The sequence below is a fragment of the Mycobacterium sp. 4D054 genome (assembly GCF_052245755.1).
GTDB lineage: Bacteria > Actinomycetota > Actinomycetes > Mycobacteriales > Mycobacteriaceae > Mycobacterium.
Genome location: NZ_JBQQCF010000014.1, coordinates 61833 through 87710 on the forward strand (window position 1 = coordinate 61833; position 25878 = coordinate 87710).

The following is a 25878-nucleotide window of genomic DNA, read 5'->3' on the forward strand; positions in this document are numbered from 1 at the left end:
CTCTCGGCGCCTCGCGGGCTTCCAGTAGCGTCGGCGGGGTGAATCTGGCATTCGACGATCGCGGCTCGGGGGAGCCGGTGCTGTTCATCGCAGGCCGTGGCGGCGCCGGGCGCACATGGCATCTGCACCAGGTGCCCGTCTTCGCCCGCGCCGGTTACCGGTGTGTGACGTTCGACAACCGCGGCATCGGCGCGACCGAGAACGCATCGGGGTTCACCACCGAGACGATGGTCGGCGACACCGCTGCGCTGATCGAGCACCTCGGGCTCGGCCCGGTGCGGATCGTGGCGGTCTCGATGGGCTCCTATATCGCCCAGGAGCTGATGGTGGCCCGCCCCGAGCTGGTCCGATCGGCGGTGCTGATGGCCACCCGCGGCCGCCACGACCGCACCCGCGACTTCTTCTGGCAGGGCGAGCGGGCACTGGCCCAGGCCGGCGCCCCGCTCCCGGTCGAGTTCGAGGCGAAAGTGCGTCTGCTGGAGAGCTTTTCACCGAAAACCTTGAACGATGACAACGCCGTGCGGGACTGGATCGACATGTTCACCATGTGGCCGCAGAAGCCCACCCCCGGTATCCGCACCCAGCTCGACATCGCCCCGCAGGGCAGCCGGCTGGCGGCCTACCAGAACGTCACCACCCCGGCCCTGGTGATCGGGTTCGCCGACGACGTCGTGCTGCCGTCCCACCTGGGTCGCGAGGTCGCCAACGCGCTGCCCAACGGGCAGTTCCTGGAGATCCCGGGCACCGGCCACCTGGGCTTCATCGAGAAGCCGCAGGTCGTCAACACCGCGATCCTCAATTTCTTCGCCGATACCCTGTAGTGGTGAACCCCTCGACGGCGCAGGCCCGGGTGGTCGTCGACGAACTGATCCGCGGCGGCGTCCGCGACGTTGTGCTGTGCCCCGGCTCGCGCAACGCGCCGCTGGCCTTCGCGCTGCACGACGCCGACCGGGCCGGCCGGCTGCGGCTGCACGTGCGGATCGACGAGCGGACGGCCGGTTTCCTGGCGATCGGGCTCGCCGTAGCCGAGCGGGCCCCGGTGTGTGTGGCGATGACGTCCGGCACCGCGGTCGCCAACCTGGGCCCGGCGGTGGTCGAGGCGAACTACGCGCGGGTGCCGCTGATCGTGCTGTCGGCCAACCGGCCCTATGAACTGCTGGGCACCGGCGCCAACCAGACCTTCGAGCAACTCGGCTACTTCGGCACCCAGGTGCGCGCCAACATCAGCCTCGGCCTGGCCGAGGACTTGGCCGACATGGATTCGCTCAACGCCCAATGGCGCTCGGCGACATGCCGAGTCCTGGTGGCGGCCACCGGATCCCGGTCGGCGAACGCGGGGCCGGTCCAGTTCGACATCCCGCTGCGTGAGCCGCTGGTGCCCGACGCGCAGGACCCCGCCACGCCCTACGCGCCGGACGGCCGCCCCGACGGCAAGCCGTGGACCTACACACCTCCGGTCACGTTCGACCAACCCCTGGACATCGACCTGACGCCGGACACCGTGGTGATCGCCGGGCACGGCGCGGGTGTGCACCCGAACCTGGCCCACCTGCCGACGGTCGCCGAGCCGACGGCTCCGTACGCGCAGAATCCGCTGCATCCGCTGGCGTTGCGGCTGCTGCGCCCCAAGCAGGTCATCATGCTGGGCCGGCCCACGCTGCACCGGCCGGTCTCGGCGCTGCTCGCCGACCCGGCGGTGCCGGTGTTCGCGCTCACCACCGGTCCGCGCTGGCCCGACGTGTCGGGTAACTCGCAGGCCACCGGCACCCGCGCGATCACCTCTGGCGCGCCGTCGCAGGACTGGCTGCGCCGGTGTGCCGAGGCCGGCCGGCGCGCCGTCGATGCGGTGCGCGGGCAGCTCGCCGCGCATCCGTTGACGACGGGTCTGCACGTGGCCGCCGCCGTCGCCGACACGGTGCGGCCCGGCGATCAGCTGGTGCTCGGCGCGTCGAACCCGGTTCGCGACATCGCGCTGGTCGGCTTCAACACCGCCGAGGTGAAGGTGCGCTCCAACCGCGGCGTCGCGGGTATCGACGGGACCGTCTCGACGGCGATCGGCGCGGCGCTCGCCCACGAGCGCGGCGGCGGGCGCACGGTCGCGCTGATCGGCGACCTGACGTTCGTGCATGACAGTTCCGGTCTGCTGATCGGGCCCACCGAGCCGACCCCTCAGAACCTGACCATCGTGGTGTCCAACGACAACGGCGGCGGCATCTTCGAGCTGTTGGAGCAGGGCGACCCGCGGTTCTTCGACGTGTCCTCGCGCATCTTCGGCACACCGCACGATGTCGACGTCGGTGCGCTGTGCCGGGCCTATCACGTGGAGAGCCGCCAGATCGACGCCGGTCAGCTCGCCGACGCGCTGGACGAGGACGTCGACGGAATGCGCGTCCTGGAGGTCAAGGCGGACAGGTCTTCGTTGCGGGAGCTGCACGCGTCGATCCGGGCTGCCCTGCTGTGACCGACCTGGTGCGACGCCTGAAGGCGTTGTGGCAGTTCGTTCTTCCGCACCTGTACGGCGATCCGGGGGAGCCGCGGCGGGCGCGGATCGTGCGCCGGGTCAGGATCGGCATCGTCGTCGTCGCGTGTCTGGTGACGCTTCAGTCGGTGCTGCTGGTGCTCGGCGCGTGGCGCAACGACCGCCAGATCGAACGGCATCTCGGAGTGGCCGAAGCCACCGTGCTCGACGCGGGTGACCGGCGCTCGACCATCGAGTTCGTCACCCCGGACCGGATTACCTACCGACCCGAACTCGGTGTTCTGTACCCGTCCAAACTCGAGGACGGCATGCGCATCTACGTCGAATACGACGTCAACGACCCGGATCTGGTGCGGGTGCAGGACCGGAATGCCGCGCTGGCCATCATCCCGGCGGGGTCTATCGCGGTGCTCGGCTGGCTGGTCGCGGGTACCGCGCTGGGCGCCACCGCGCTGATCGAACGCCGCTACCGCGCGACCAGGTCGGTCAGCCAGTCGTCGTCGTAGATGTCGAGCTTCTTGCCGGCGTTGAGGTCGAACACGGTCGGGGTGCCGGTCTCGGTGCGGTCGATGTCGAACAGCAGATCGAAGTTGGTGTCGTCCATCTCGACGACGTCGACGGCCTCCGAGCCGCTGGCGATGTGGTCGGCCACGGCATCGGCGATACCCGCGCTGCCGGCCATGTCGCGCAGCTGCTGGCCGGTGAACTCCGGGCCGCCGGGCTGCTGGTTGACCCACAGCTCGTGGACGAAGCGCTGCAGCTGGGTGCCGGTGGCCGCGGAGTTGTCGACGGCGTCGGCGGCCAGGAACAGCGCGTTGGCCACCTGCGCCGAGTACCCGTCGTAGCTGGTGTCGAGGAACGTCAGCGGCCGGTAGGTGACCTGCAGCGCGCCGACGGTGATCTGGTAGGCGAGCTGGTCGCCGAAGTCGTACTGCAGGTCGCCGCAGTGCGTGCACTGCGGCTCGGTGTAGATCTCGATCTTGGCGGGCGCGTCGTCGAAGCCTGCGACGATGCCGAACCCGTCCTCGGTCAGCGCCAGCGGCGTCGCGGTCGCGTCGACGCGGGCGGCGCCGCTGACCTCGGTGGTGCATCCGAGCGCCGTCGTCAGCAACCCGAGCGCCGCAAGCGCGGCCAGAGGTCGTGTCCAGTGCATGGGCCCATCCTTGTCGCGATGACGGTCCGGGGCCCGCTTTTGGCCGCGCACCGGCAATTCGTGTGACATATCCCTGCGCGCAACCTCGCCGACAGCTGACGATGTCACCGTCGGCGTGTGCGCGTTGCCATCGTCGCCGAATCGTTCCTGCCGAATGTCAACGGGGTCACCAACTCGGTGCTCCGCGTGATCGAACATCTGCGTCGCACCGGCCACGAGGCGCTGGTGATCGCTCCGGACACCCCGCGCGGGCACCCGGCCGCCGACAAGGTGCACGACGGGGTCCGAGTGCACCGGGTTCCGTCGATGATGCTCCCAAAGGTCACCTCGCTGCCGCTGGGGGTCCCGCGGCCGCGGATGGTCGGGGTGCTGCGCGGATTCGCGCCTGACGTGGTGCATCTGGCCTCCCCGGCCTTGCTCGGGTGGGGTGGGGTGCACGCCGCGCGGCGTCTCGGTGTCCCGACGGTGGCCGTCTTCCAGACCGACGTCGCCGGCTTCGCGCAGAGCTACGGGGTGGGCATGCTCTCGCAGGCATCATGGGCCTGGACCCGCCGACTGCACGCCAAGGCCGACCGCACCCTGGCGCCGTCCAGTGCAGCGATCGAAAGCCTTGCCGCACATCAGATTCCCCGAGTCCACAAATGGGCCCGTGGGGTCGATGTGACGGGCTTCGCGCCATCGGCACGCGACGAGCAGCTACGCCGCTCGTGGTCGCCCGACGGCAAGCCCGTCATCGGTTTCGTCGGCCGGTTGGCGCCCGAGAAGCACGTCGAGCGGCTGGCCGCACTACACGCGCGCGACGATCTGCAGCTCGTCGTGGTCGGTGACGGCGTGGACCGCGCGAAACTCGAAAACCTCCTTCCCCGAGCGCATTTCACCGGTGCCCTGTACGGGCACGAGTTGGCGGCCGCCTACGCCAGCATGGACGTGTTCGTTCATCCCGGTGAGCACGAGACCTTCTGTCAGGCGGTTCAGGAGGCGATGGCCTCCGGACTGCCGGTGGTCGCGCCGGACGCCGGCGGGCCTCGCGATCTGGTCACCCCGTACCGCACTGGATTCCTGCTCCCGGTAACCGAATTCGAGAACCGGCTCTCGGCATCGGTCGATCACCTGATCGCCGAACGTCGCCGCTACTCGGTGGCCGCCCGCCGCAGCGTGCTGGGCCGCACCTGGCCGGCGATCTGCGACGAGCTGCTCGGGCACTACGACGCGGTGCTGGGGGCCCGCCGCCTGCGCGCGGCGTAGGCGGCCCGGTCACATCGCGCGCCGCGCCCTCACCCCTGGGCTTCGATCGCCACCGGCTGCCACTTCTCCCACTCCGCCAGCCTGCTCTGGTAGTCGGCCTTGGCCAGCTCCAGCGGCAGCTCCCCGAAGAACACCCGCAGCGGCGGGTCGGGGCTGTCGACGATCTTGCGCAGCGCGCGGGCCGACGCCTGCGGATCGCCCGGGCGTGCCGTCCGTGACGCGCGCATCTGCTCGTTCCTGGCGTGCCCGTCGGCGTAGGCCGGCAGCGCGGTGGCGTGTTTGGCCGACGGCCCGGCCCAGTCGGTGGCGAAACCCCCCGGTTCGATCAGGGTGACGTGTACGCCGAACTCGGCGACCTCCTGGGCCAACGCCTGGGAGAACCCTTCCAGCGCCCACTTGGACGCGTGGTAGGCGCCGAGGTTGGGGAAGGCCACGACCCCGCCGATCGAGGACACCTGGATGATGTGGCCGCTGCGCTGTTCGCGCAGGTAGGGCAGTGCGGCCTGGGTGATCCAGAGCGCGCCGAACACGTTCGTCTCGATCTGGTCGCGGGCCTGCTTCTCCGAGAGCTCCTCGATGAACCCGAACTGTCCGTAGCCGGCGTTGTTGACGACGATGTCGAGCCGACCGAAGTGGTCGTGGGCCCGCGCGACCGCGGCGAAGTCGGCGTCGTGATCGGTGACGTCGAGCTTCAGCGGCAGCAGCGCGTCGCCGTACTCGGCGGCCACGTCGTCGAGGGTGGACAGGTCACGGGCGGTGGCGGCCACCTTGTCACCGCGTTCAAGCGCCGCGATCGCCCACTCGCGTCCGAAGCCGCGCGACGCACCGGTGATGAACCAGACTTTTTCGCTCATGCCCGGATCAATGCCCGGCGGGTCGCCAACCATTCCCGGGGCACCGAGCGCACAGCCAACTGCCAGCGGTCTGCCTGATACGTTCGGCTGCGTGAACCGCGCGTCGCTGGAGAAGGATCCCCATGAAGTGGCGTCGATGTTCGACGGGGTCGCACGCCGCTACGACCTGACCAACACCGTGCTGTCGCTGGGACAGGACCGGTTCTGGCGCCGCGCCACCCGCGAGGCGCTGCGGCTGAGCCCGTCGGACAAGGTGCTGGACCTGGCCGCCGGGACGGCGGTGTCGACGGTCGAACTGGCCGGCTCCGGCGCGTGGTGTGTGGCCGGGGACTTCTCCGTGGGCATGCTGGCGGCCGGCGCGTCACGCGACGTGCCCAAGGTCGCCGGGGACGCCACCCGGCTGCCGTTCGCCGACGGGGTGTTCGACGCGGTGACGATCAGCTTCGGACTGCGCAATGTCGTCGACCATTCGGCGGGGCTGCGGGAGATGGCGCGGGTGACCCGTCCGGGCGGACGGCTGGTGGTGTGTGAGTTCTCCACGCCGACCAACGGGCTCTTCGCGACGGTGTACAAGGAGTACCTGATGCGGGCGCTGCCGGCGATGGCGTCGGCGGTGTCGTCCAATCCGGATGCGTATGTGTATCTGGCCGAGTCGATCAGGGCCTGGCCGGATCAGCGCGAGCTGGCCCGGCGCATCGAGGCGGCCGGCTGGTCGAAGGTGCGCTGGCGCAATCTGACGGGCGGGATCGTCGCGCTGCACGCCGCCACCAAATCCTGAACCCGCTTACCCCGCCCTCCTTTCCCGCGAGCGTGCGTGTCTGCGGCCGACACGCCGCGAAAAAACACGACAACACGCACGCTCGCGCAGCCGCGCCCCGCGCCGCTCAGTCCCGCCACAGGCGCATCGACTCCTCGCCGACGCGGTCGTCGTGGATCTGCTGGAAGTTGCGTCCTCCGCGCCCGAACGTCGCGACGACGGCTGCCGGGCAACGGGATTCGTCGACCGGGGAGTCCAGCCACCGGCACGGCCGGACGTGGACGAGGTCGACGTCCTCGCCGTCGGCGTCGTAGAAGTAGGAACCGTCGAGGCGTCCCAGCCGATACAGCCCTTCGGGCCCGCGGGTCCACACCAGCGAACCGTCCGGCACCGCCGCGAATCGCTCGACCCGCCGCGCCACCCGCTCGGCGTCGCCGTGACCGCCGAACCCGCACAGCCCCAACGACAGCGCGCGCTCGAACGTCAGCGCGGGATCGATGTCGTCGCGACGCGACCGCAACGGTGCGCGGTAGACGGACGTCACGGCCGTCGCCCGACGAGCGTGCGCGAAGTTACCGATGATGACGGCGTGTCGCCCGCAGACACGCACGCTCGCGCAACGGGAGGGGGTGTCACGTGAACGGGCGGCGGGCGTCCATCCGGCGCGACAGCGTGCCCGCACCCCGCCAGACCCGCGCCACCGCATCGGCGTCCTCGTCGGTGACGAAGTTGCCCATCACCCGGACCGCGATCTTCATCAACGCCGACGACCTCATCGCCACCGGCCCCGCCGCGGGCAGGAACCGCGGGAACGTCAGCAGCAGCGCCAGCCGCCGCGCGATCGAGAACCCGCGGGCGTAGTGCTCGTGCAGCATCGCCGGCCAGGCCGCGGTGTACGGGCCCGTACCCAACATCTCGGCCGCGAGTCGGCCCGTCTCCAACCCGTAGTCGATCCCCTCGCCGTTGAGCGGGTTCACACACGCCGCCGCATCGCCGATCAGCATCCAGTTCGGGCCGGCCACCCCCGACACGGCACCGCCCATCGGCAGCAGCGCCGACAGCCCGGCCCGGGGATCGCCGGAGAATCCCCACTCGTCGCGGCGCAGCCCGGTGTAGTAGTTCATCAGGGGCCGCAGCGCGGCGTCGGCGGGACGCTTCGAGGTCGCCAGCGCGCCGACGCCGATGTTCACCTCGCCGTTGCCCAGCGGGAAGATCCAGCCGTATCCGGGCAGCACCTCTCCGGCGGGGGAGCGCAGTTCCAGGTGCGACGTGATCCACGGCTCGTCGCTGCGCGGCGACGCGATGTAGCCGCGGATCGCCACCCCGTACACGGTCTCCTTGTGCCACTCGCGACCCAGCGCCCGCCCCAGCGTCGAGCGGGCGCCGTCGGCGACGATCAGATCCGCGCAGCGCACCACCTCGCCGGAGTCGAGCACCACACCCGTCACCCGGCCCGAGGTGTCCTTCTCCACCGAGACGGCCTTGACCCCGAGCATCATCTTCGCGCCCTCGTCGACGGCGACCAGCCGGATCCGCTCGTCGAGTTCCGTGCGCGGCACTGCGCTGCTGAACGACGGAAACGACGGCCCGGGCCATGCCACCTCCACATCGGCGCCGAACCCGGACATCCGCAGCCCGCGGTGGGCGATCCGGCCGTCCAGCCAGGGCTGCAACCCCAGTCGGCGCAGTTCGGCGACCGCGCGCGGGGTCAGTCCGTCGCCGCACGCCTTGTCGCGGGGGAACTGCGCGGAGTCGATCACCAGCACCTCGCGACCGGCACGGGCAGCCCAGGCCGCCGCCGACGAGCCGGCGGGCCCGGCCCCGACCACGACCACATCGGCCGCGACCGAACCCCGGGTCGCTTCGCTACTGCCCGCCGCTGAGTTCATGGTTCCCAGTATGTTGGCTGTGTGAGGACACCGGCGAACGTGGTGGCGGGAGTGGACTTCGGCGACGCGGAGTTCGCCCAGGATGTCCGCGACGGAGTTGACCGTATCGAAGCACTGATGTCCGAAGAGCTCGGCAAGGCCGACGTGCTGATGGCCGAGGCGGTGCAGCATCTGTTCCAGGCCGGCGGCAAGCGCTTCCGACCGCTGTTCACCGTGCTGTCCGCGCAACTGGGCCCCGAGCCGGACGCCTGGCAGGTCACCGTCGCCGGTTCTGTCATCGAACTGGTGCACCTCGCCACGCTGTACCACGACGACGTCATGGACGAGGCGCAGGTCCGTCGCGGTGCCCCCAGCGCCAACGCCCGCTGGGGCAACAACATCGCGATCCTGGCCGGCGACTATCTGTTCGCGACCGCGTCCCGGCTGGTCAGCCGGCTGGGACCCGACGCCGTGCGGATCATCGCCGACACCTTCGCGCTGCTGGTCACCGGTCAGATGCGGGAGACCCGCGGCGCCGCCGACCATGTCGACGAGGTCGACCACTACCTGAAGGTGGTCTACGAGAAGACGGCCTGCCTGATCTCGGCCTCCGGCCGGTTCGGGGCCACCTTCTCCGGCGCCGACGAGGAGCAGATCGAGCGGCTGGCCCGCCTCGGCGGCATCGTCGGCACCGCGTTCCAGATCTCCGACGACATCATCGACATCGACAGCGACCCGGACGAGTCCGGCAAGGTGCCGGGTACCGACCTGCGTGAAGGTGTGCACACGTTGCCGGTTCTGTACGCGCTGCGCGAGACCGGGCCCGACGCCGACCGGCTGCGGGAGTTGCTGGCTCAGCCGGTCACCGACGACGGCGATCTCGCCGAGGCGTTGCGGCTGCTGCGCGCGTCCGACGGCATCCGGAAAGCCAAGGAGACTGTGGCGGCCTACGCCCGCGAGGCCGAGGATGAGCTCGCGCTGCTGCCCGACGGACCCGGCCGCCAGGCGCTGGCCACGCTGGTGCAGTACACCATCAATCGGCACGGTTGACCGCGCGGAACCCGGGCGGGGTGGTCGGTCGTTGTCTGGACGAAGATCATGCAGGTGGTGTTGAGGAGGGCTCGCTAGATGACTTGGCATCCGCACGCCAACAGGGCCAAGACGTTTCTGTTGCTGGTGCTGTTCTCAGGTCTGATCGTCGGTGTCGGCGCCATGTTCGGGCGCAACATCATGTTCCTGGCGGTGCTGTTCGCCATCGGCATGAACGCCTACGTCTACTTCAACAGCGACAAGCTGGCCCTGCGGGCGATGCACGCCCAGCCCGTCAACGAGATGCAGGCGCCGGCGATGTACAGAATCGTGCGCGAGCTCGCCACCACGGCGCGTCAGCCGATGCCCCGGCTCTACATCAGTGACACCGCGGCGCCCAACGCGTTCGCCACCGGACGCAATCCGCGCAACGCTGCGGTGTGCTGCACCACCGGCATCCTGCAGCTCCTCAACGAGCGCGAGCTGCGCGCGGTGCTGGGCCACGAGCTGTCCCACGTGTACAACCGCGACATTCTCATCTCATGTGTGGCCGGCGCGATGGCGTCGGTGATCACCGCGCTGGCCAACCTGGCGTTCTTCGCGAGCATGTTCGGCGGCAACCGGGACGGCGGCACCAATCCCTTTGCTATTCTTCTGGTTTCACTGCTCGGACCGATCGCCGCGACGGTGATCCGGCTGGCGGTGTCCCGGTCTCGCGAATACCAGGCCGACCAGTCCGGCGCCGAGCTGACGGGCGATCCGCTGGCGCTGGCCAGCGCGCTGCGCAAGATCAGCGCCGGCGTGGAGCGCGCCCCGCTGCCGCCCGAGCCACAGCTGGCCGACCAGGCCCACCTGATGATCGCCAACCCGTTCCGGGCCGGCGAGAAGATCGGCAAGATGTTCTCGACCCACCCGCCGGTCGCCGATCGAATCGCGCGGCTGGAAGCGATGGCCGGACGCGGACCGGGTCAGTACTGACACACCGGCCACCCACTGCCGACCCTGTGCTCACTACCTCCGCTAACGCTGCCGGGGTTTCCGGCGACATCTAGGCTGTGAGCGTGCGCAGCAGAATCGTCGTGGGTGCCCTGGGTGTGGCCGCGGCCGGTGTCCTCAGTGCGTCGGGTGTGGCCGCGGCGCAGCCGGCACCGCCCCCACCGCCTCCGCCCGCCCCGAACATCAACGCCTATCCGCCGGCCAACCCGAAGGACTACGCCGTGCTCGAAGGCACCGCGTACGCGTTCAGCTCCAACGGCCTGACCTGCATGTTGCAGCGCTCCGGCGGTTACGGCTGCAACGGCGTGCTGCCGGGCGCGCCGCAGGGCGCGAACCTGGTCAGCGGTGTCTCCGGTTCAGTGCCGGGCTGGGCGTCGGCGCCGGCGCCGATCTTCGGCGGGCCGGTCAACGAGCTGCCACCGAACACGCGACTGAGCTTCGGCACCGTCAGCTGCGGCGGCGACGGCACCCTGACCTCCTGCGTCGACAGCCGCAACCAGGCCGGCTTCGTCGTCAGCCCGGGCGGCTCCTGGATCGTCAACCAGGTGAACCCGCTGCTGGCGCGGCCCGAGGGCACCAACCCGTACTTCAACTAGGCCTAGAACCCCGTGCCGTGCACCTCGTGGCCGGGCTTCTCGGCCACCAACCCGCGGTAGGCCTGCTCGACGGTCGAACCGTGGTTGACCACGCCGTCCACCTCGCGCGCGATCGGCATCGCGATGCCGAACTTGTCGGCGAACTCCATGATCACGCTGGCGGCCTTCACGCCCTCGGCGACCTGGTTCATCGCCGCGATGATCTCCTCGACGGACTTGCCCTGCCCGAGCTGCTCGCCGACGTGCCGGTTGCGGCTGCGCTGCGACGTGCACGTCACGATGAGGTCGCCCATGCCGGCCAGGCCGGCGAACGTGTCGCGGTTACCGCCGACCGCGACCCCGAGCTTGGACATCTCGGCCACCGCTCGAGCCATCACCATCGCCCGGGTGTTCTCGCCGATCCCGAGGGAGTAGCCCATGCCGACCGCGATCGCATAGACGTTCTTGAGCGCCCCGGCCATCTCGACCCCGACCACGTCGTCGGTGGTGTAGGTCCGGAACCGCTTGGTGCGGAACAACTGTGCGAGGTTGGCGGCCAGATGCTGGTCGGGCATCGCGAGCACCGCGGCCGCGGCGTAGCCCTCGGCGACCTCGCGGGCGATGTTGGGACCGGCCAGGATTCCGGCCGGATGCCCGGGCAGGACCTCGTCGACGATCTGGCTCATCCGGTAGTTGGTGCCCTGCTCGAGGCCTTTGACCAGCGACACGACCGGCACCCATGGCCGCAGGTGCGCGGCCAGCTCGGTCAGCACCCCGCGGAACCCGTGCGACGGCACCCCCATGACGATCACGTCGGCGCACTCGGCGGCCTCGGTGAAGTCGGTGGTGGCGCGCAGCGTGTGCGCCAATTCCACTTCGTCGCCAAGGTATTTCGAGTTGCGGTGGTTCTCGTTGATGTCGGCCGCAGTCTCCTCCGAGCGCACCCATTGCAGTGTCGGCCCGCGCCGGGCGCAGATAGAGGCGACGGTGGTGCCCCACGAACCCCCTCCGAGAACGACGACTCTGGGCTCACGTTGCGCTGGTGCCATGGGACATCACATTAGGACGAGACCCCCGGTGCGAGGGCTGGTTTGGAATACGTGCACCAACCCCGCCCTCGCGGCGGCGATAATGGGACTCGACTGCTGAGGGGGTTGCTGGTGCCGTTCACGGTGTCGACGGTCGAGGGTTTCGATCCGCGGAGCCTGACGGGCGCGGCGGCCGATCTGGGCGCCAAGATCGGTGAGCTCGACGAGCTGATCGCGCAGCAGCGCCGGTCCGTGCAACGGCTGCGTGGTGCGTGGCGCGGTGCCTCTGGTGAGGTGACCGTCGATCAGGCCGAACAGAATCTGGCCGCGCAGGTGCGACTTCGAGAGCGGCTGGAGGCGGTGCGCCGCACACTGGATTCCGGTGGCGCGCAATTGGCTCAGGCGCGCGACGGGCTGACCGGGCTGGTGGAGGCGTTACGGGCGTCGGGGTGGACGGTGACCGACGCCGGTCACGCGATCGCCCCGCAGTTCCCGTCGCTGCTCCGCGGGTTCGAGCCGGGCTTCACCGCGCTGATCCGGCGGCTGTTGCAGTTGTTCGACCGGATCGATGCCGGCACCGCGGCCGGCCTGCGCGGCGTGCTGCGCTGAGTGGGTCGTCAGCGGTAGTTGACGAACTGCAGCGCGACGTCGAGGTCGGAGCCTTTGAGCAGCGCGATGACGGCCTGCAGGTCGTCCCGCTTCTTCGAGCTGACGCGGATCTCGTCGCCCTGGATCTGCGCCTTGACGCCCTTGGGGCCCTCGTCGCGGATGATCTTGGTGATCTTCTTGGCGTCCTCGCTGGAGATGCCCTGCTTGAGGGTGCCGCTGACCTTGTAGGTCTTGCCACTGGGCTGCGGCTCGCCGGCATCGAAGGCCTTCATCGAGATGTCCCGACGGACCAGCTTCTCCTTGAACACGTCGACGGCGGCCTTCACCCGTTCCTCGGTGGAGGAGACGATCTCGATGGCCTCCTCGCCCTTCCAGGCGATGCTGGTGTCGGTGCCGCGGAAGTCGAAGCGGGTCGACAGCTCCTTGGCAGCCTGGTTGAGCGCGTTGTCGACTTCCTGGCGGTCGACCTTGCTGACGACGTCGAACGATGAATCCGCCATTGGACTCGTCCCTCCCTCGGGTGTCGGTGCTGGGGTCCATCTTGGCCGCTGCCCGCGACCTGCCGGACACCGCCCCCCACCCGGCGATTTGTAGTCGGGCACCGTCCTCGTTGTATCCTGCTGAGCGCGCTGTGCAGCGCACATGCAGTACCCCGGCAGGTTGCCCGAGCGGCCAATGGGAGCGGACTGTAAATCCGTCGGCTTACGCCTACAGTGGTTCGAATCCACTACCTGCCACGCTGGTCAGGCCCCCTTTCGAGGGGGCCTGATTTCGTCGCCGGGAATATCGACCGCAGGCCGAGGCGTCCATACCGGACATGGATAAAGCAGCGTTCGACGAGATGAACCGCGCGGTGATCGACGAGTTCCGCGCCACCGGCGGCATGGCCGGCGGCATATTCGAGGGCAAGCCGCTCGTGCTCGTCCACCACATCGGCGCCAGGTCGGGCATCGAACGCATCGCGCCGCTGGTCCCGCTGCTCGACGACGGCCGCATTTTCGTCTTCGCCAGCAAGGGCGGCTCCGACACCGACCCCGACTGGTACCGCAACCTGGTCGCGCATCCCCACGTCACCATCGAGCTGGGCGCCGAGACGTTTCAGGCCACGGCACGCACATTGACGGGCGCTGAGCGTGACGAGATCTACGCCAAGCAGGTCGCCGCGGAACCGCAGTTCGGTGACTACCAGACGTTGACTTCCCGGGTCATCCCCGTCGTCGAGCTGGTGCGGTCGAGCTGATCGCAGCGTCGGCGTCGCGGCGTCCGTACAGCGCGATCAGCGGGACGTACCCGTGCGCCGGAACGCCCGTGGGCGGATATCCGGCGCGGCAGAAGTCGAGCACCTTGAGCAACGGGCCTGGCATGTCCACCTCCTGCGGGTCGAATGTGGCGCCATTGTTCCCGCCGACGGCCGTCGTCAAACCGACGTCGCCGGTGTGATCGTGACGAGCCGGCCCGGTGAGTACGTGAGTTGGTACAGATTGCCGTCGGGCCCCGCAGCCAGCACGACGGTGGCACCCGCCGTGGGGTCGAAGGTTCGCACGTCCCCGCACGAGGTGTAGTCCGGTGTGCAGGTCAGCGTCCGAATCCAGCCCTGAACGGTGTCGGCGATGAACACCCGGCCCTGGTAGACGGCCACCGATGTGATCGCCGCGCCGCCGCCGCGCGGATAGGTGAACACCGGATCCGACTTACCTGCGCACCCGGCGGTGCACACGCCCTCCGAGCTCGGCCAGCCGTAGTTGCCGCCCGCGGTGATGCGGTTGACCTCTTCGAAGGCCGCGTTCCCGACGTCGGCCACCAGCAGCTGCCCGGTCGGGGTGAACGTGAGCCGGAACGGGTTGCGCAACCCGTACGCGTAGATGTGCGTGCGCGCGCCGTTGATCACGGGGTTGTCGGCGGGGACGCTGCCGTCGGTGTGCAGCCGCAGGATCTTGCCGTGAATGTTGCCGAGGTTCTGGGCGTTGGCGCCGACGGCGTTGTCACCGACACCCCAGTACAGCGCGCCGTCGGGGCCGAAGTCGAGCGCGCCGCCGTGGTGGTTGGGCGCCGCTGACAGCGAGGACTCGACCAGGACCTTGTCCAGGGTCGCGGTGTCACCGGTGACGACCAACCGGGCCAACGTGTTTCGGGTGGTGTCGGCCGCGACGTACGCCACGTAGAGCCGGCCGTTGGTCGCGAACGCCGGATCGACGGCCAGCCCGGCGATGCCGCGTTCGGAATCCGTGCGCACCGCCAGTTGAATCAGGGGGTCCGCGCGCAGCACGCCGTTCTCCACGACCCGGATCGCGCCGGCCTTCTCGGCGACGAGGATGCGACTGTCGGGCAGGAAGCGGAAATCCACCGGCGAGGCCAGGCCGTCGACGACCGTGGCGCGGTCGTAGCCGATGAACACGGTCTGTGTGGTGCGGTGCCCGCTGCTACCGAGCAGCCCGAAGGTGAACAAGTTGAGCAGACCTGCGGCGCCGTGGATGTGGAAGCCGCTGCGAGCGTCGCTGACCGTGACCTGGAACGTGTCCTGCCCCGGGTAATCGTCGCCGGGTGTGTAAAGGAAGGTGCCGTCGGCGTTGACGACGACGGAGCCGTGCTGGGGCCTGGTCGCGGTATAGGTCAGCCGTGACGAGTCCGGGTCGTGGGCCCGCAGGTCGCCGACGACCCGGCCCTCGATCACGGTGTCCTCGGCGGGCCGGTGATCCAGTGTGGGCGACGTGTTGGAGAACAGCTTCTCGAAGAAACTCGGCTCCTCGACCTCGGCGGCGACTCCGGCGGCGGTGCGGGACGACGGGTCCGGTGACCCGCCCTCGGCACGCGACGTCGTATCCGGACCCTCGCCCTCGGCTTCCGGCTCCGTCTCGCTGTCAGTTTCGGGTTCGGGTTCGGCAGCGTCGTCGGCCTTCGTGTCCTCCGACTCGGCCTCGGCATCGGCATCGTCGGCCGCGACGTCGGTGTCGTCCTCGACGTCGTCGGGCTCCTCGGACCCGCCGAGCGACGCTGTCGGGGAGTCGGTGGCCGGTCCCGAATCCGTGCCGTCCGGTGCCGATGCCGACGAGTTCGTCGTCGGCGTCCCCGGCTCACCCGTTCCCGCGGCCGCCACCGCCGTGCCGGTCAGCAGCGCAGTGCCCACCCCGAGAGCAAACGCCAGACCACCGATCCGCCCCACGTGCCGCGCGTACCCGCCCGATCCCCCCATGCCGCCTCCTCGCGAAAGCACACCGCCTGTCCGAGCACGACGTACACAACTCATCGAACTCTAGGCACCGAGCTTCTAGATCACTGCGTTTCGCCGCGTTCCAGCAAAAATCCGTCCTTGGCGTCAGCAAATTGATCTGCCTACACTCGGTGGGCTTGCAGAACAGCGGCGGCGCTGGAGGGGGACATATGGGCAAGAAGAGCATCAAGGCAGCGGTATCGGCGGTCGGTACCGCCGGCGTCGCACTGGCCGGCGCCGCCGCGATCGGCGTCGCGCCCGCGGTGTCGGTCGCTCCTGCGCTGACGGCGTCACTGCATTATCTGCGCGGCACCAGCATCGGCTACCTGCCCAGCGAGCAGATGTACCAGGACTTCATCGGGAGGGTGATCGACGGCGCCGGAGTGACGCCGCCGGACTCGCCTTACCAGAAAGTCGATTACAACGGCGGTTTCTGGCCTGTCTCACACGGCGGTTTCCGCGACCTGACGTTCAACAAGTCGGTGCGCCAGGGTGTTGGGGCGCTGGAAGCCCGGGACCCGGCCGCCGGTGATGTGATCTTCGGATTCTCCCAGGGCGCGGTCGTCGCATCTCAGTACAAGGGCGCGCACACCGGCAACACCTACGTTCTCGTCGCGAACCCGAACCGGCCCAACGGCGGTGTGATGCAGCGCTTCAAGGGGATCACTGTCCCGATCGTGGACTTGACCTTCGACGGCGCCACCCCGAACAACGGGGACCTCACCCACGACGTCGTGCGCCAGTACGACGGGTGGGCCGACTTCCCGACCTATTTGTGGAACCCAGTGGCAATCGCGAACGCGATCATGGGAATCATCTTCGTACACGGCAACATTCAGCTTGACCTGACCGCCGGGGAGCTGGAAGACGCCAAGGAGTCCGGGGATTCGGATTACTACCAGTTCGACGCGGACTCCAACACCCACTACTACGTGCTCAAGACCTATCCGGTGCCGCTGCTGATGCCGGTGGCGTGGCTGCCCGATCCGGTCATCGCCGCGCTGGACGCCCCGCTGCGCAAGTTCATCGAACTCGCCTACGACAGAAGCGATTACAGCGTGCCGAAGCGCTCCACGTTCTTCGCGCCGCTCACGCCGCCGACCAAGACCGAGCCTGTGGTCGAGGAGCAGTCCGAGGTGCCCGAAGGTCCGGCGGCAGATACCGACGAAGACACCCAGCGCCGCCGCGATGACGAGGCCGTCGAGATCAGCGAGGTCCAGAACCTCAGCGACGAGGTCCGAGAGCCCGGCGACGACAGCGCCACCGAGGCGATCGAGGCCGACGATGACGACGTTGCGGACGACATCGACACGTCGGCGGTGGTCGACGAAGAGTCGGAGACCACCCCGGTCGATGACGGGGCCGGGGAGAGCGACGGGCAGGACGGGCCGGAGGAGTCGACCGAGGACGACGAACCGGCGACGGCGCCGTCGGACACCGGTGCCGACGCCGGCGAGGCCGCCTGAGGGCACAGGTCCACGAGCAACGATTGCACCTGCCAGAGCCCTGCAGACTTGCTGGATGGTCGCTGTGGTGGCTTCCAGGCTTGCCCACCGGGGCCGCTCCCAGCCGCGGGGCTAAGGTGCAACGCCCGCCGCTTCTCTCGATTTTGTGCGGATGATTGCAAATCTGGCAAACATTTCTCAAGAGCTAGATCGGATCTGGGACATCTGATCGAGGCCGCAGATCTGGTACTGGACCTACCTGCTGAACACTATTTCTGCAGTTCAACCACTGTGTGTAACGACAATCCCAGATACAAATATGTCCGTATCATCCGGCGTCAACCGGATATGCATACGCTAATGGGAATATCTGGCAACTAAGCATCATGTGCAACTACCTGCAAAATGGCGGCAGCGAAAGCGGCGCAGCCACCTCCTGCGTGGGCCACAATTACGTTGCGTCCGATGATGTCAGGACGTTGGTTTGACCTATCGGGGGTTAGGAATGCCGGCGAAACTTGTAGGAACTGAGCAATCATCAGCAAATCCAGCTGGCTGGGGGTCGCGCTCGGCGGTGATCGCGGTGCGCCGCCGGCCGGGGCGAGACGGGCGGGGTATGTCGACCGAATGCGTGTATCAACGCCCGCTGTCGCCGAGCCCGTTGCGGGATGCGCTGCGCGACGGGGTGGCATGGCAGTCGCCGCCGACGCAGCCGGCACCGGCCCCGGCAACCACCAATGGTTCGCCGGTCGCCGCGGCGTCCGGCGCCGAGTGCCGGTCGTTGTGTGATTCGAGTGTGCTGATCATCGATGACTGCACACTGAACCGGGAGAACCTGGCGGCGGTGTTCAGCAGGAACGGTGCGGGCTCGGTGTGCGTGGCGTGGGATCTGCCTTCGCTGTTCACCGCTCTGACCGCCAGCCCGCCGGCACTGGTGCTGCTGAACATCAACACCCGCGACAGTGTGGTGCTGTTGCACGCGGTGTTCGAGGTCGACCCGCGCACAAGGGTGATCGTGCTCGGCATGGCCGAGGACGATGACGACGGCATCGTCGCCTGCGCGGAGGCCGGCGTCGCCGGATACCACCTGCGCAACGAATCACTCGACGACCTGCTCACCGTCATGAGCCGGGTTGCTCAAGGGGAGATGCTCTGTTCGCCGAAAGTGTCGGCGATCCTGCTGCGCCGGCTTTCCAGCCTGGCCTCTCAACGGGAACCGGCGGCCAAGGAACTAGTCCTCACCGCCCGCGAGGTCCAGATCCTTCGGATGCTCGAGCAAGGTCTTTCCAACCGCGACATCGCCGACAGGCTCTGCATCGCGGTCCACACCGTGAAAAACCATGTCCACAGCGTCCTCACCAAGCTCGGGGTGGCCAATCGAGCGGAGGCCGCCGCGCGGTTCCGGACGGTCCGTGTGACCGAGACGGAACCGGCGGACTAGTCCAGATCTGAGCCGAAATTGGCTCCAACGGTCTATGTACCGCCTGCGGGTGCCACCGGATAGTGGAGCACGTCGGTCGGATCGTTAGCTACGGCCTCCACGGGATCGTCGCTTCGATCCGGCCGGCACCACTCGCGGGAGAGGGGCTGCGGTCAACATGAGTCGTCACAGGTGTTTGCCGAGCTATGCCGAAGGGGTTTGACGGAAGTGGCTCGGATCGCGGTCTTCGGGGCAGGGCATCTCGGTGTCACCCATGCGGCGTGCATGGCCGAGCTCGGCCACGACGTCATGGTCGTCGACGTCGACCTGCCCAGATTGACTCGCCTGCAGGCAGGCGAAACACCGTTCTACGAACCGGGATTGGCAGAACTGCTGCGACGGCACGTCCAGCGCGGAGCCGTGCTATTCACCTCCTCCTACGACGAGGCCACGACGTTCGCCCGTGTTCACTTCATCACCGTCGGCACGCCGCAGAAGGCCGGGGAACTCGGCGCCGACCTCACCGCGCTGCACACCGTCGTCGACCACCTGGCGCCCCGGTTGACCAAGCCGGCGGTGGTCTTCGGTAAGTCGACGGTGCCGGTGGGTACCGCCAGGCAGGTCAGTGCCCGGCTCCGCCAGCTCGCCCCGGCGGGATACGCCGTCAATCTGGGCTGGAATCCCGACTTCCTGCGCAAGGGACACGCGGTTCAGGACGCCCTGGCCCCCGACCGGATCGTGCTCGGCGTCGAGACCGATCGGTTGAACTATGCCGAACGGGTGCTGCGGGGTGTGTACGCCACGTTCGTCGACGCCGGCGTGCCGCTGCTGGTGACCGACCTGACCACCGCCGAGATGGTCAAGGCGACGGCGAACTCTTTTGTGGCTGCCAAGATCTCGTTCATCAACGCGGTCTCGGAGATGTGTGATGCGGTCGGTGCGGACGTCTGCTTCGTGGCCGACGCGGTCGGGCGCGACCCGCGGATCGGCCGCGACCTGCTCGACGCCGGCGTCGGGTTCGGGGGAGCGCTGCCGAAGGACGTTCGCGCGGTGATGGCCCGCGCCGGCGAGGCGGGAGCGGATCAGATGTTGATGCTGATGCGCGAGGTGGACAGCATCAACGTGCGGCGCCGGTCAAGGATGGTGGGTCTGGCCCGCGACATGCTCGGGGGCGGGCTCGCGGGTGCCCGCGTCGCCGTGCTCGGAGCGTCGTTCACCCCCGATTCGGACGACGTCGGCGACTCACCCGCGCTGAACATCGCCGGCCAGCTGCACGCGGAGGGCGCCTCGATCTGCGTGTTCGACCCCCACGCCATGGACAACGCCCGCGCGGTGTTCCCGAACTTCGACTACGCGCCAGATGCGGTCGAGGCGTGCCGGGACGCCGACGTCGTGCTGGTCCTGACCGAGTGGCAGCAGTTCCGGGAGCTCCGGCCCGCGGACCTGGAGCCGGTGGTGCACAAACGCCGGATCATCGACGGACGGAATTGCCTGGACCCGCAACGGTGGCGCGGTGCGGGATGGCAGTACCGCGGAATGGGCAGGGGTGTCACCTATCCCGAAGGCGGCCACCCCGTACAGACCCAGTCGATTTCGTCGTCCAAGGTGTGGAGTGAGATCGTCATGCAGCGGCTCCGGTCGTGGGGCGACGTGGCCGACACCGGATAGTCGATTATCGGAGCCGAGACGATCGCGAAGAACTTCCAGACGCCGCGGCGTTGAGCGGCGGCCGCACGACGGCTTGACTTCTCAATCATGAACACCGTTCTCATCACCGGCTGCTCGTCCGGTTACGGCCTCGCCACGGCCCGGCGCTTCCTCGTCGAAGGCTGGCAGGTCGTCGCCACCATGCGATCCCCGCGCGTCGACGTGCTCCCCCGGTCCGACCGGCTGCGAATCCTCGCGCTCGATGTGACCGAACCGGACAGCATCGCCGCCGCCGTCGAGGCCGCGGGCCCGGTCGACGTGCTGGTCAACAACGCCGGAATCGGTGCGGTTGGCGCCTTCGAAGCCACCCCGGCGCGGACCGTCCGAGAGTTGTTCGAAACCAACACGTTCGGCGTGATGGCGATGACACAGGCGGTGATACCGCAGATGCGGGCCCAGCGGTCGGGCGTCATCATCAACGTCACCTCCAGTGTGACCCTGGCGGCGATGCCACTGGCAGCCGCCTACACCGCGAGCAAGACCGCGATCGAAGGGTTCACGGGGTCCCTCGCGTTGGAACTCGCGTACTTCGGCGTGCGCGCCAAGCTCGTCGAGCCGGGCTACGGGCCGTCGACGCAGTTCGCGGGCAACGGGTCCCAGCGGATGGCCGGCCTGATCCCCGCCGACTACCAGGCCTTCGCCGCGCCGATCCTGGCGGCATTCGAATCGCCCGGGGCGGTGACCACCCCGGGCGATGTCGCCGACGTCGTTCTCGAAGCGGCCACCGATCCCTCCGATCGGCTCCGGTACGCCGCCGGAGCGGACGCCGTCGCCCTGGCCGCCCGCTAGCCGAACCGGCGCGGCCCTCAGTGGCGCCAGTGGTTGTTGTGGTGGTGGCGGTGCCGCTGCTTCCAGGTGTTGATGGTCGGGTTGTTGCTGTGCTTGTCGGGGGTGGCGACGATGGAGTGGCTGCCGTTGGTGCTGTTGGAGCTCACCGCCGCGCCGGCGGTGCCGGCCAGACCGAGCGTTCCGGCGAGGATGCCGGCCGAGACCAGCGGCAGTGCGATGATGCGGGTGAGCTTGTTCATAGTGGATTCTCCTGTGCGAGTTGATCGTTGAGGTTGTCGGCCGGAGTGTTCCGGCGATGAACCAAGAATGCCCGCCCGGCGCCGCGGCGTCTGTCCGCCTACCGGTGGATGCGCCGGTGGAAACGTTTGTCCCCCGATCGGTGGACGGCGCGCTAGCGTCTGCGTGTGGGCAACGCCGAGCCGATGGACGAGTTGATGTCCCTGCTGAGCCCGGAGGCCGTGCTGTCGAAGGTCATCACCGGCGGCGGTCGATGGAGTGTTCGCAAACCTCGGTACGGCGGCCCCGCATTCTGCCTGATGCTGCAGGGCTCGTGCCTGCTCGATGCCGACGGGCTTGACCCTGTCGAGCTGCACCAGGGCGATTTCCTGCTGCTGCCTCAGACCCCGGAGTTCACGCTCGGCGCGGACAGCGGCATCGCCCCGACGCCGAGCACGCTCGACCATTCCCGCCACACCCGGCACGGCGGCGCCATGGAACCGGTCACGATGCGCATGCTGGGCGGCTACTTCCGCTTCGATCCCGCCAACGCGACGCTGCTGGTCGCCTTGTTGCCGCCACTGATCCTGGTGCGGGCCGACCAGGCCGGCGCGCAGCGCTTGCACCGCCTCGCTGAGCTGATCATCGAGGAAGCCGATGCCAACGGCCCGTGCCGGGACGCCATCCTCCGCGGCTCGTCGAAGTGCTTCTGATCGAGGCGGTCCGGGTGCACACCGCGACGGATCTCGACCGTCCCCGACGCGGGCTGGTTGCGGGGCTCGCCGACCCGGTGCTCGCCCCCGCGCTGCAGCAGTTGCACGCCGACATCGCGCACGGCTGGACCGTCGAGCAACTCGCCCGGGCGGCGGCGGTGTCCCGAGCGGTGTTCGCCCAAAGGTTCACGCGCACAATGGGAATGACGCCCATGCAGTACCTGCTGGAGTGGCGCGTGGCGATGGCCAAGGATCTGTTGCGCAGCGGAGGACCGTCGGTGGCGCAGGTGGCGCGGCGGGTCGGCTACCAGTCGGCGACGGCGTTCACCACCGCGTTCAACCGGGCGGCGGGCTGCTCGCCGACGGAGTTCGCCCGCGGGCGGTCAGAGCGACAGGACGTGGCCCTCGCGGGCGGGAACCGTGCCGTCCAGTAGCGCTGCGTAACACGCGTCGACGGCGTCGCGGCCATGGCCGGACACCACCGTCAGCCACGGGTCCTCGGCGTGGCTCACCGGTTCCATGAATGCGATCCAGGTTGCCGCGACGCGCTCCAGCAGCGCCGCCTGGCCCCATTCAGAGACACGCTTGGCGGCCCAGTCCGGAACGAAGAACAGCATCGGGGCCGGACCGGGCAGGCCGGCGTCGCCGCCGAGCGCGTCCCAGTGGGTGCCGCCGACCGCGCAGTCGTAGACCAGTCGCTCGCCCAACCGGTGATGCACCGCGGCCCGCACCGATGCGCTGCCGCTGAAGTCGACGTACACCGCCGGCGACTCGGGCAGCGCTTCGACGTCGTCGTAGGTCAGGACATTGTCGTAGCAGCCCAGTGAGCGAGTGAAATCCAGGTTGGCCGGGGACGTCAGCCCGACGGTGCGTACGTCCCCCGCACGCCGCGACAGGCAGAACGCGGTGCCGTAGGCCGTCTTACTCGACGCGCTGGACAGGATCACGGTGTCGGCGCCGAAGAAGCGGCTGTCGGCCAGGAAGTCGTCGAGCAGAAACGACGTGGAGAACAGCGGCCGCAACAACGCCTGCTGCTCCTCGAACTCGGCGACATAGCCGGGGTCGGCGCTGCATCGCACATACCGGTTGTAGACCGGGTGCAGACCGCTGCGGTGGCCGGCGGCGTCGGTGAACCCGCCATTGTCGACCGGCTCCGGATACAGCACCACCTCGTCGGCGACGGGGTAGTAGCCGTAGAACCGGTCACCGACCGCCACACCCGGGCAGTGCGACTCGGCCACCGCCGCAAAGCCCCAGACCGGCAGCGAGCCGGTGGCCGGATCGCCGGTGGGGAAGAACTGCCAGTAGTTCATCAGCTCGCCGAACGTGGCGTAAGTGATGTTGTTCGCAGTGAGCGCGAACTTGTCGATGCGCAGCCGCGCCGCACCGTCGCCCAGAGCCGGCGAAGGGGTGTCCTGCCAGCGGGTTTGCCGAATGTCGTGCCGCTGGATCACGAGCCGCGTCGTCACCGCAGCGATGGTAACCCCGAGGGCCTGATCGGCGGCGGCTGTGCCGTGGCGATCTGTCGCGGTAATGTCGAGAACCAGTCTCAGGAAGATTGGTAGCTCAACTATGGACCTCGTACTCGGTTTGTCGATGACGGCGTCATCGATCCGCTGGGTCCTCGTCGACGATGCGACGAGCGGGGAAAGCCGCACTGTTGACCGCGGCACCGTGCCCGTCGACGACGCCTTCAGCGCCGCCGCTCTGGTGGTTCGGCTGCTGGACCGGCCGGTGCACGCGATCGGTTTGACCTGGACCATCGAAGCGGAGAGCACCGCCAGCGCGGTGTGGCAGGCGCTGACCGACCGCGCGGTCGAGAACGTCATCGCGGTGTCCGACGTCGAGGCCGCCGAGGCTCTGGCCTGCGGTATCGCCGACCTGGCCGGCCTGGAGCGGGTGGTGGTGTGCATCGCCGAGCCCGGAACCTCGCTGATCGCCGCGGTGACACCGGACGGCGTGACGGCCGACCGGGTGGACCCGTCCGCGCTCGCCGAGGTCGACGGGTTGGATCCCGACGCCGTCTTCGTGCTCGGTTCCGGCGACGTCGCCGACGTGGTGGCCGCGCTGCAGCAGCGGCTGCAGGTGCCGGTGGTCTCCGCCGACGAGGCCGACCTCGCGCTGGCCCGCGGTGCGGCGCTGGCGGCCGGATCGGCGGTGTCGCTCCTCGACGCGGAGGCCGCACCGCGGCGGCGCAGGTTGTCACCGACGGCGACGCTGGTCTCGGTGCTGGCCGCCGCGGTGGTGACGTTCGTGGTGTCGCTGTCGGTGGCGGTCGGCATGAGCCTGACCCCCGACGATCCGGCCCCGGAGATGGCGCGCGCGGTGACCGAGCCGACCGCCGAGCCCGTGGCACCACCCAAGCCCGCCAAGGCCGCCCCGCAGGCGCCCGAGCCGGAGGCCCCGCCGCCCCCGCCGCCGGTGGCCGAGCCCGTCGCCGTCGAGCTGCCGGCCCCCGAGGCCGTCGCGCCCCCACTGCCCGAGGCCCCGCCCCCGGTATACGAGGAGCCCGCCGCGCCGGCGCCGGTGATCCCGCCCGCACCGGCCTATGTGCCGCCTGCGCCGCCGGCCAATTACCTGCCGCCGGCTCCCGCTGCGCCGGCCTACGTGCCGCCGGCCGCCCCGCCCGCGCAGGTGCCGGCCGTGGTGCCGCAGGTGCCGCCGGCTCCGCAGCCGCGTCTGCGCGATCGCATCATCGAGCGCCTCCCGATCATCAACCGCTTCCACGAACCGCAGTACTGATCACGGCACTAGTTCGCCGAAATCGCATTCCACGCGCGTCAAGTCGGGAAAATCCCGCGCTGGACGCAATCTCGGCGGTCAGTGGGGGATGAGGTTGTGCAGCGGTTCGCCGCGCTGCAGCCGCCCGATGTTGGCGGCGACGTCGTCGACGCGGCCGGTGAACGTGTCGGTGGTGACACCCGAAGAATGCGGCGTCATCAGAATGTTGGACAGCTCACCGAACGGGAGAACGCTTGGCGGGCAACCTGATCCGTCGGCTGGATACCGGTACCAGACGTCGATGGCCGCACCCTTGATGGCGCCGCCGGTCAGCGCGTCGTACAGTGCCCGCTCCTGGACCAGCGCGCCGCGGCCCACGTTGATCAATGCCCCGTCCGGGCCGAGCGCCTCCAGTTCGACTGCGCCGATCATGCCCTCGGTGTGACGGTTCAGCGGCGCTGATACCACGGCAACGTCGCAGTCGCGCAGCAGCCGCTGCAACTGGCCGGTGTCGCCCACCCAGTCCAACCCGCACTCATCGGCGACGCGGCCTGAACCGGTCACTGCCGCAGCCGTACATCCGAACGCGCGCAGCAGTTTCCACGAGTACCGCCCGATGTGCCCGAAGCCCACGAACCCGATGCGGGCGCCGCTCAGTGTGGTGGGTTGCGGAATCGACCGGTCGTACACCGAGGTGGCCCAGACACCCCGCCGCAGCTGCGCATCCTGGGCGAGGAATCCTCGGCGCAGCATCACCGTAGCGCCCGCCACGTACTCGGCGATTGACCGCTCGTGGTGGAAAGTATTGGCCACCAGTATGTCCGAGGGCAGTGCAGCCAGATCGATCTTGTCGGTCCCCGCGGCCGCGGGGTGCACCAGCCGCAGGGTCTTGGCCATCGCGGCCATGTCTGCGGTGAATCGCGAACCGATGAACACCTCGGCGTCGCGCAGCGCTTGATCCGGCACGCCACCGATGTGCCAGTGCACCTCGGACCCCGACGGCACCGCCGTTTCGAAGCGTTCGCGATGCGGTACCAGGTTGGGGTCCGCGACAACGATGTTCACG

Annotated in this window: 26 protein-coding genes, 1 tRNA gene and 1 pseudogene; 17 read left to right on the forward strand and 11 right to left on the reverse strand. The window is 69.1% G+C overall.

Translation table 11 applies throughout. From position 1 onward, the window contains the following. Nucleotides 1-38 precede the first annotated feature (38 nt). From ACTWP6_RS12685 to ACTWP6_RS12695, 3 genes are read left to right on the forward strand one after another with little or no spacing between them, the layout of a single operon-like run. Nucleotides 39-821, forward strand: a complete 783-nt coding sequence (locus ACTWP6_RS12685; protein ID WP_260756953.1) for an alpha/beta fold hydrolase — start codon at nt 39-41, stop codon at nt 819-821. A 2-nt stretch (nt 822-823) separates the two neighbouring features. Beyond that, on the forward strand, nt 824-2461 hold the full coding sequence (gene menD, locus ACTWP6_RS12690; RefSeq protein WP_443187864.1) for a 2-succinyl-5-enolpyruvyl-6-hydroxy-3-cyclohexene-1-carboxylic-acid synthase: 1638 nt from the start codon (nt 824-826) through the stop codon (nt 2459-2461). Continuing rightward, complete coding sequence (locus tag ACTWP6_RS12695) at nt 2458-2985, forward strand: DUF3592 domain-containing protein (RefSeq protein ID WP_443187865.1); 528 nt, start codon at nt 2458-2460, stop codon at nt 2983-2985. Before menD ends, ACTWP6_RS12695 begins: the two co-directional genes overlap by 4 nt. On the opposite strand, the gene ACTWP6_RS12700 is transcribed toward ACTWP6_RS12695, so the two are convergent. Further along, nucleotides 2946-3632 carry a DsbA family protein gene (locus tag ACTWP6_RS12700; protein WP_443187866.1) on the reverse strand — a complete coding sequence of 229 codons (687 nt, stop codon included), beginning with the start codon at nt 3630-3632 and terminating at the stop codon, nt 2946-2948. The genes ACTWP6_RS12695 and ACTWP6_RS12700 overlap by 40 nt on opposite strands. A 117-nt stretch (nt 3633-3749) precedes the next feature. Between ACTWP6_RS12700 and ACTWP6_RS12705 the strand changes: the two genes are divergently transcribed. Continuing rightward, nucleotides 3750-4877, forward strand: coding sequence for a glycosyltransferase family 4 protein (locus ACTWP6_RS12705; protein WP_443187867.1), 1128 nt, complete (start codon nt 3750-3752; stop codon nt 4875-4877). Nucleotides 4878-4906: 29 nt separating this feature from the next. Here the strand turns inward: ACTWP6_RS12705 and ACTWP6_RS12710 are convergent, their stop codons facing one another. Then, nucleotides 4907-5731, reverse strand: a complete 825-nt coding sequence (locus tag ACTWP6_RS12710; RefSeq protein ID WP_443187868.1) for an SDR family oxidoreductase — start codon at nt 5729-5731, stop codon at nt 4907-4909. Between the two features lie 91 nt (nt 5732-5822). Between ACTWP6_RS12710 and ACTWP6_RS12715 the strand changes: the two genes are divergently transcribed. Beyond that, nucleotides 5823-6509, forward strand: coding sequence for a demethylmenaquinone methyltransferase (locus ACTWP6_RS12715; protein ID WP_443187869.1), 687 nt, complete (start codon nt 5823-5825; stop codon nt 6507-6509). Nucleotides 6510-6615: 106 nt separating this feature from the next. Here the strand turns inward: ACTWP6_RS12715 and ACTWP6_RS12720 are convergent, their stop codons facing one another. Both ACTWP6_RS12720 and menJ read right to left on the reverse strand, forming a co-directional pair. After that, nucleotides 6616-7032, reverse strand: coding sequence for a GAF domain-containing protein (locus ACTWP6_RS12720; RefSeq protein WP_443187870.1), 417 nt, complete (start codon nt 7030-7032; stop codon nt 6616-6618). Nucleotides 7033-7120: 88 nt separating this feature from the next. After that, the gene (gene menJ / locus ACTWP6_RS12725; protein ID WP_443187871.1) at nt 7121-8377 is read right to left on the reverse strand and encodes a menaquinone reductase; all 1257 of its coding nucleotides are present in this window, start codon (nt 8375-8377) and stop codon (nt 7121-7123) included. Nucleotides 8378-8398: 21 nt separating this feature from the next. On the opposite strand from menJ, the gene grcC1 reads away from it, so the two are divergent. The 3 genes from grcC1 to ACTWP6_RS12740 all read left to right on the forward strand — a co-directional run bounded on the left by grcC1 (nt 8399) and on the right by ACTWP6_RS12740 (nt 10977). Further along, complete coding sequence (gene grcC1, locus ACTWP6_RS12730) at nt 8399-9406, forward strand: nonaprenyl/(2E,6E)-farnesyl/geranylgeranyl diphosphat synthase (RefSeq protein ID WP_260756963.1); 1008 nt, start codon at nt 8399-8401, stop codon at nt 9404-9406. Between the two features lie 78 nt (nt 9407-9484). Further along, nucleotides 9485-10363: a zinc metalloprotease HtpX gene (htpX, locus tag ACTWP6_RS12735; protein WP_260756965.1), complete on the forward strand. Its 879-nt coding sequence runs from the start codon at nt 9485-9487 to the stop codon at nt 10361-10363. A 77-nt stretch (nt 10364-10440) separates the two neighbouring features. Beyond that, nucleotides 10441-10977 carry a hypothetical protein gene (locus ACTWP6_RS12740; RefSeq protein WP_260756966.1) on the forward strand — a complete coding sequence of 179 codons (537 nt, stop codon included), beginning with the start codon at nt 10441-10443 and terminating at the stop codon, nt 10975-10977. Nucleotides 10978-10979: 2 nt separating this feature from the next. On the opposite strand, the gene ACTWP6_RS12745 is transcribed toward ACTWP6_RS12740, so the two are convergent. Continuing rightward, nucleotides 10980-12005 (reverse strand): NAD(P)H-dependent glycerol-3-phosphate dehydrogenase, encoded by a 1026-nt coding sequence (locus tag ACTWP6_RS12745; protein WP_260756968.1) that lies wholly within the window; start codon nt 12003-12005, stop codon nt 10980-10982. Nucleotides 12006-12116: 111 nt separating this feature from the next. Here ACTWP6_RS12745 and ACTWP6_RS12750 point away from each other — a divergent pair, with 111 nt between their 5' ends. Beyond that, nucleotides 12117-12593, forward strand: coding sequence for a WXG100 family type VII secretion target (locus ACTWP6_RS12750; RefSeq protein ID WP_260756969.1), 477 nt, complete (start codon nt 12117-12119; stop codon nt 12591-12593). An 8-nt stretch (nt 12594-12601) separates the two neighbouring features. Here the strand turns inward: ACTWP6_RS12750 and ACTWP6_RS12755 are convergent, their stop codons facing one another. After that, a complete protein-coding gene (locus ACTWP6_RS12755; protein WP_260756970.1) occupies nt 12602-13093 on the reverse strand; it encodes a YajQ family cyclic di-GMP-binding protein in 492 nt (163 codons plus the stop codon). Nucleotides 13094-13247: 154 nt separating this feature from the next. On the opposite strand from ACTWP6_RS12755, the gene ACTWP6_RS12760 reads away from it, so the two are divergent. Beyond that, nucleotides 13248-13330 (forward strand) — tRNA-Tyr (locus ACTWP6_RS12760). Nucleotides 13331-13410: 80 nt separating this feature from the next. Beyond that, complete coding sequence (locus ACTWP6_RS12765; protein WP_443187872.1) at nt 13411-13833, forward strand: nitroreductase family deazaflavin-dependent oxidoreductase; 423 nt, start codon at nt 13411-13413, stop codon at nt 13831-13833. Here the strand turns inward: ACTWP6_RS12765 and ACTWP6_RS12770 are convergent. Both ACTWP6_RS12770 and ACTWP6_RS12775 read right to left on the reverse strand, forming a co-directional pair. Further along, nucleotides 13799-13957 carry a DUF3349 domain-containing protein gene (locus ACTWP6_RS12770; RefSeq protein ID WP_260756972.1) on the reverse strand — a complete coding sequence of 53 codons (159 nt, stop codon included), beginning with the start codon at nt 13955-13957 and terminating at the stop codon, nt 13799-13801. The genes ACTWP6_RS12765 and ACTWP6_RS12770 overlap by 35 nt on opposite strands. Nucleotides 13958-14010: 53 nt before the next feature. Continuing rightward, nucleotides 14011-15783 carry a PQQ-dependent sugar dehydrogenase gene (locus ACTWP6_RS12775; protein ID WP_443187873.1) on the reverse strand — a complete coding sequence of 591 codons (1773 nt, stop codon included), beginning with the start codon at nt 15781-15783 and terminating at the stop codon, nt 14011-14013. A 188-nt stretch (nt 15784-15971) separates the two neighbouring features. Here ACTWP6_RS12775 and ACTWP6_RS12780 point away from each other — a divergent pair, with 188 nt between their 5' ends. The 4 genes from ACTWP6_RS12780 (at nt 15972) to ACTWP6_RS12795 (ending at nt 21162) form a co-directional block, all read left to right on the forward strand. Next, on the forward strand, nt 15972-17267 hold the full coding sequence (locus ACTWP6_RS12780) for a PE-PPE domain-containing protein (RefSeq protein ID WP_260756974.1): 1296 nt from the start codon (nt 15972-15974) through the stop codon (nt 17265-17267). A gap of 595 nt (nt 17268-17862) precedes the next feature. Continuing rightward, complete coding sequence (locus ACTWP6_RS12785) at nt 17863-18687, forward strand: response regulator transcription factor (protein ID WP_260756975.1); 825 nt, start codon at nt 17863-17865, stop codon at nt 18685-18687. 207 nt (nt 18688-18894) lie between these two features. Further along, nucleotides 18895-20334: a UDP-glucose dehydrogenase family protein gene (locus ACTWP6_RS12790; RefSeq protein WP_443187874.1), complete on the forward strand. Its 1440-nt coding sequence runs from the start codon at nt 18895-18897 to the stop codon at nt 20332-20334. 87 nt (nt 20335-20421) lie between these two features. Then, nucleotides 20422-21162: an SDR family oxidoreductase gene (locus tag ACTWP6_RS12795; protein WP_443187875.1), complete on the forward strand. Its 741-nt coding sequence runs from the start codon at nt 20422-20424 to the stop codon at nt 21160-21162. A 17-nt stretch (nt 21163-21179) separates the two neighbouring features. Here ACTWP6_RS12795 and ACTWP6_RS12800 read toward each other — a convergent pair whose 3' ends face one another. After that, nucleotides 21180-21401, reverse strand: a complete 222-nt coding sequence (locus ACTWP6_RS12800) for a hypothetical protein (RefSeq protein WP_260756978.1) — start codon at nt 21399-21401, stop codon at nt 21180-21182. A 165-nt stretch (nt 21402-21566) separates the two neighbouring features. On the opposite strand from ACTWP6_RS12800, the pseudogene ACTWP6_RS12805 reads away from it, so the two are divergent. Then, a pseudogene (locus ACTWP6_RS12805) lies at nt 21567-22525 on the forward strand (AraC family transcriptional regulator). On the opposite strand, the gene ACTWP6_RS12810 reads toward ACTWP6_RS12805, so the two are convergent. After that, a complete protein-coding gene (locus ACTWP6_RS12810) occupies nt 22475-23560 on the reverse strand; it encodes a DUF2855 family protein (protein ID WP_443187876.1) in 1086 nt (361 codons plus the stop codon). The pseudogene ACTWP6_RS12805 and the gene ACTWP6_RS12810 sit on opposite strands and share 51 nt — an antisense overlap. Before the next feature lie 103 nt (nt 23561-23663). Between ACTWP6_RS12810 and ACTWP6_RS12815 the strand changes: the two genes are divergently transcribed. After that, nucleotides 23664-24833, forward strand: coding sequence for a DUF7159 family protein (locus ACTWP6_RS12815; RefSeq protein ID WP_443187877.1), 1170 nt, complete (start codon nt 23664-23666; stop codon nt 24831-24833). A 78-nt stretch (nt 24834-24911) separates the two neighbouring features. On the opposite strand, the gene ACTWP6_RS12820 is transcribed toward ACTWP6_RS12815, so the two are convergent. Beyond that, the gene (locus tag ACTWP6_RS12820; RefSeq protein WP_443187878.1) at nt 24912-25877 is read right to left on the reverse strand and encodes a 2-hydroxyacid dehydrogenase; all 966 of its coding nucleotides are present in this window, start codon (nt 25875-25877) and stop codon (nt 24912-24914) included. Nucleotide 25878: the final 1 nt, after the last annotated feature.

Bases quoted from the DNA above. Each gene is read 5' to 3' on its own strand.
- ACTWP6_RS12770 (WP_260756972.1), bottom strand. From the start codon at position 13,957: ATGCCAGGCCCGTTGCTCAAGGTGCTCGACTTCTGCCGCGCCGGATAT.
- ACTWP6_RS12800 (WP_260756978.1), bottom strand. From the start codon at position 21,401: ATGAACAAGCTCACCCGCATCATCGCACTGCCGCTGGTCTCGGCCGGC.
- ACTWP6_RS12745 (WP_260756968.1), bottom strand. From the start codon at position 12,005: ATGGCACCAGCGCAACGTGAGCCCAGAGTCGTCGTTCTCGGAGGGGGT.
- ACTWP6_RS12755 (WP_260756970.1), bottom strand. From the start codon at position 13,093: ATGGCGGATTCATCGTTCGACGTCGTCAGCAAGGTCGACCGCCAGGAA.
- ACTWP6_RS12765 (WP_443187872.1), top strand. From the start codon at position 13,411: ATGGATAAAGCAGCGTTCGACGAGATGAACCGCGCGGTGATCGACGAG.
- ACTWP6_RS12710 (WP_443187868.1), bottom strand. From the start codon at position 5,731: ATGAGCGAAAAAGTCTGGTTCATCACCGGTGCGTCGCGCGGCTTCGGA.
- ACTWP6_RS12780 (WP_260756974.1), top strand. From the start codon at position 15,972: ATGGGCAAGAAGAGCATCAAGGCAGCGGTATCGGCGGTCGGTACCGCC.
- ACTWP6_RS12785 (WP_260756975.1), top strand. From the start codon at position 17,863: ATGTCGACCGAATGCGTGTATCAACGCCCGCTGTCGCCGAGCCCGTTG.
- menJ (WP_443187871.1), bottom strand. From the start codon at position 8,377: ATGAACTCAGCGGCGGGCAGTAGCGAAGCGACCCGGGGTTCGGTCGCG.
- htpX (WP_260756965.1), top strand. From the start codon at position 9,485: ATGACTTGGCATCCGCACGCCAACAGGGCCAAGACGTTTCTGTTGCTG.
- ACTWP6_RS12700 (WP_443187866.1), bottom strand. From the start codon at position 3,632: ATGCACTGGACACGACCTCTGGCCGCGCTTGCGGCGCTCGGGTTGCTG.
- ACTWP6_RS12775 (WP_443187873.1), bottom strand. From the start codon at position 15,783: ATGGGGGGATCGGGCGGGTACGCGCGGCACGTGGGGCGGATCGGTGGT.
- ACTWP6_RS12815 (WP_443187877.1), top strand. From the start codon at position 23,664: ATGGACCTCGTACTCGGTTTGTCGATGACGGCGTCATCGATCCGCTGG.
- ACTWP6_RS12795 (WP_443187875.1), top strand. From the start codon at position 20,422: ATGAACACCGTTCTCATCACCGGCTGCTCGTCCGGTTACGGCCTCGCC.